Origin of the sequence: Ammonifex thiophilus (assembly GCF_003368535.1) — a bacterium.
In the GTDB taxonomy this organism is placed as follows: Bacteria; Bacillota; Desulfotomaculia; order Desulfotomaculales; family Ammonificaceae; genus Ammonifex; species Ammonifex thiophilus.
In genome coordinates, this window is the sequence record NZ_QSLN01000041.1 from 1 (window position 1) to 2,617 (window position 2,617).

General features: G+C 68.2%; 6 protein-coding genes. All 6 read left to right on the forward strand.

What is annotated here, in order from left to right; translation table 11 throughout:
• On the forward strand, positions 1–877 hold an 877-nt coding region (locus DXX99_RS11600), incomplete at its 5' end, for a hypothetical protein (protein WP_165847844.1).
• Positions 878–1,043: 166 nt separating this feature from the next.
• Entirely contained in the window at positions 1,044–1,463 is a 420-nt protein-coding gene (locus DXX99_RS10900) for a hypothetical protein (protein WP_115793498.1), read from the forward strand.
• Positions 1,460–1,666, forward strand: a complete 207-nt coding sequence (locus DXX99_RS10905) for a hypothetical protein (RefSeq protein WP_115793499.1) — start codon at positions 1,460–1,462, stop codon at positions 1,664–1,666. The genes DXX99_RS10900 and DXX99_RS10905 overlap by 4 nt, the downstream gene beginning before the upstream one ends.
• A 73-nt stretch (positions 1,667–1,739) precedes the next feature.
• Positions 1,740–2,120, forward strand: coding sequence for a hypothetical protein (locus tag DXX99_RS10910; protein WP_115793500.1), 381 nt, complete (start codon positions 1,740–1,742; stop codon positions 2,118–2,120).
• Entirely contained in the window at positions 2,108–2,353 is a 246-nt protein-coding gene (locus DXX99_RS10915) for a hypothetical protein (protein WP_115793501.1), read from the forward strand. Before DXX99_RS10910 ends, DXX99_RS10915 begins: the two co-directional genes overlap by 13 nt.
• The coding region (locus DXX99_RS10920) for a hypothetical protein (RefSeq protein WP_134643016.1) at positions 2,353–2,617 on the forward strand (265 nt) is incomplete at its 3' end. The genes DXX99_RS10915 and DXX99_RS10920, both read left to right, overlap by 1 nt.

Here is a 2,617-nt window from a genome sequence, read left to right on the forward strand (position 1 = left end):
CATCCTAGGAGCAGTTTTTTTCGCTTTCGCCGGAGGGGTCTCGCTGGGCAAGGTACGGTTAGGCAAGGCAGGGCAAGGCGCGGCTGGGTTGGGCAGGACACGGTCTGGCACGGCAAGGTACGGCACGGCTTGGCTAGGTGTGACTTTGGCCCGGTGCAGTCCGGTGTGCCCCGGACCGGGGAATCTCCCCGGCCCGGGTTTTTTTTTTGGACCCAAAATTCCCGCATCGCACGGAGGTGGTCTTCCTTGGCCGTTGCCAGGCTCACCGACCAGTCCCTGGAGGGGAAGGGGGACCTCCCTCCCGCTGGCGCCCTACTCGATGAGGGTGGTGATCGAGGGGGTGTCGAGGATCCTCTTCCACCGCTACGACCCCGAGGTGGCGGAGCGGAAGAGCAAGGCGCCCAAGGGGTCGAGGGACAAGAAGACGGACGACCTGGAGAGCTACCTCTACCGCGACCCGGAGGGGTTCATCGCCATCCCGGCCGTCAACATCAAGGCCTGCATCCTGAACGCCGCCAGGCACTTTCCGGACCCGCGTAGCTCGGGGCAGAGGAAGCAGGCGAGGGACCTCTTCGCCGCGGCGATATTCGTCGAGCCGGAGATGTGCCCCGTGCTGGTGGGCGGGAAGAAGGCCAAAGAGCCCCAGTTCGTCGACCGCCGGGGCGTGGTGGTGCAGCGGAACCGCATCAACCGGGAGCGCCCGGGGCTGCTCCCGGGCTGGCGGTGCGAGTTTACGGTGAACGTGCTCGCGCCGGAGTACATCTCGCCCGAGCTGTTGAGGGAAGTGCTCTCCGTGGCGGGGCGCTTCGTGGGCCTGGGCGACTTCAGGCCGGACTTCGGGCGGTTCCAGGTGGTCTCCGCCGAGGTGGTGGGCTGAGCAGTTGTGTGTCAGGATTTGGGGAGCAGCTGGGCAGACAAGGCCTGATTCCGGAAGCGGCTGTGGGCTGGGGCGCCGGGGATCTTTAAAAAGGGATCCCCGGCACTCGCTTTTTTTTTCGAAAGCTTGAGAAGGTCCTAAAGGTCCTGGTAGGGCAGGTGGTGGTATGCAGATCCCGGCAGAAGACGTCTACGCCTCTCCCCTCAAAAGAGAGCAGGCCCTGCGGCTGGTCCGCTCCCTTCCCGGCCTGGGAAAAGCCGAGGTAGAGCTCTGCTACATCGCCGACCAGTCTGCGCTCCTCCACCCCGATACCCTGCGCCCCCTGGCTTACCGGGCGCAGGCGGTGGTGGTGCGGGTGCCGCGCCCGGGGGTGCCGGGGAGGGGCGGCGGGCGCGGGCCGGGCTGGCGCAGGTTCCACGTCTTCTTCGTCCGCGAGGACGGGCGGTGGCGCGTCTTGCAGGCGGCGGAGGAGGTGTCCTTGGAGTCTCAGGAAAACGGGGCAATCACCGGAGAGAGCCGGACTAGACTGTGGCTCGATGAAGTTCTGGCTGGCCTGTTAGAGAAGAAAGGAGATGAAAATCGATGAAAATGCAGGACTGGAGTTCGGCTTGCTGCCGTAAGTGCAGGTACTACCGCCCTTTTCGTGTTATGGAAGGCCTGATGGGGGCGTGCGCCCGGCGGGAGGGATTGAGGGCCGTGCCGTCCACGCACCTCTGTCCCTTCTTCGAGCCACGGGGGCGGGAGGCTGGGGCCTCTGCCCTGGCCGCCCGGGCGGTAGAAAGCCGTTGAGTCCTGCCCGGTCTTCATCCGGAGCCCGGCCCTGCGCCGGGCCCTTCTCTCTTCTCAAAGGAGGTGGTCTGCCGTGTCCCAGGTCCTTTCCGTCCCCATCGCCGACCTCCTGCCCCCGGGCGTGAGGGCGAGGCTGGAGGGGATGGCCCGCCCGCCGGTGGCCGTGACGAGACACGCCCTGGAGCGGTTCTCCGACTGGCGGCGGGGGGCGGGGGTGGAAGCCCCGGACCCTGAAGCCGCCGGGGCGTTCCTGCGCGGGGCGGCCCTGAAGGGGCGCTTCGTGCGCCGGCTCCCCGGCGGGGCGTGGGAAGTCGAACACCAGGGCCTCTACCTCGCCGTAAAACGGGAGGGCAGGACCCTCGTGGTCCTGACCTTCAACGGCGACAGGGCGTGGCGGCACTGGTGCCGCAAGCAGAGGAGGAAGGAGAGGGGGAGGGCCAGGTGGACCATTTAAACGGGAGGGACGGGGCCACCTACCTCGCCTGCCGGCTCGGAGAGGCGGGCGAGCTGGCACTGAGGGCCTCGGAAGTCTGCCGCGCCGTTGTCGCCGACCTGCGGCGGTGCTGGCTCTGGGAAGAGGCGAAGCTCGTCGAAGGCTGGGCCGAGGAACTGGCCGACCTGGCGGTGGAGCTCGCGGGCGCGGGGCCGTTCCTGCGCGAGAGGTTGCAGGGGAGGAGGTCTGGGTGATGGCTGCGGGAAGACCAGTTGCGCTGGGAGAGCTATTGGGAGGCCTGAGGGCGCAGGGGGAGCTACTGGAAGGCCTGGAGCCGGAGGTGCGGGAGAGGCTCGATCCTACCCCCCTTAGCGGCCTGGGGGAGAAGAGGAGCTGCTGGTGCGGGGAGAGGGCCGCGGTGGCGGTCCGCCCGAGGGGGCGGGAGCGCTACCTCTGCGCCGCCCACTTTGCGGAGGTCGTGGGGCGCTACCGCCTGTGGCTGGGGCTGCGGCGGGGGG

Excerpts from the sequence above, each read along its gene's own strand:
- DXX99_RS10900 (WP_115793498.1), top strand. The coding sequence starts at position 1,044 with ATGCAGATCCCGGCAGAAGACGTCTACGCCTCTCCCCTCAAAAGAGAG.
- DXX99_RS10905 (WP_115793499.1), top strand. The coding sequence starts at position 1,460 with ATGAAAATGCAGGACTGGAGTTCGGCTTGCTGCCGTAAGTGCAGGTAC.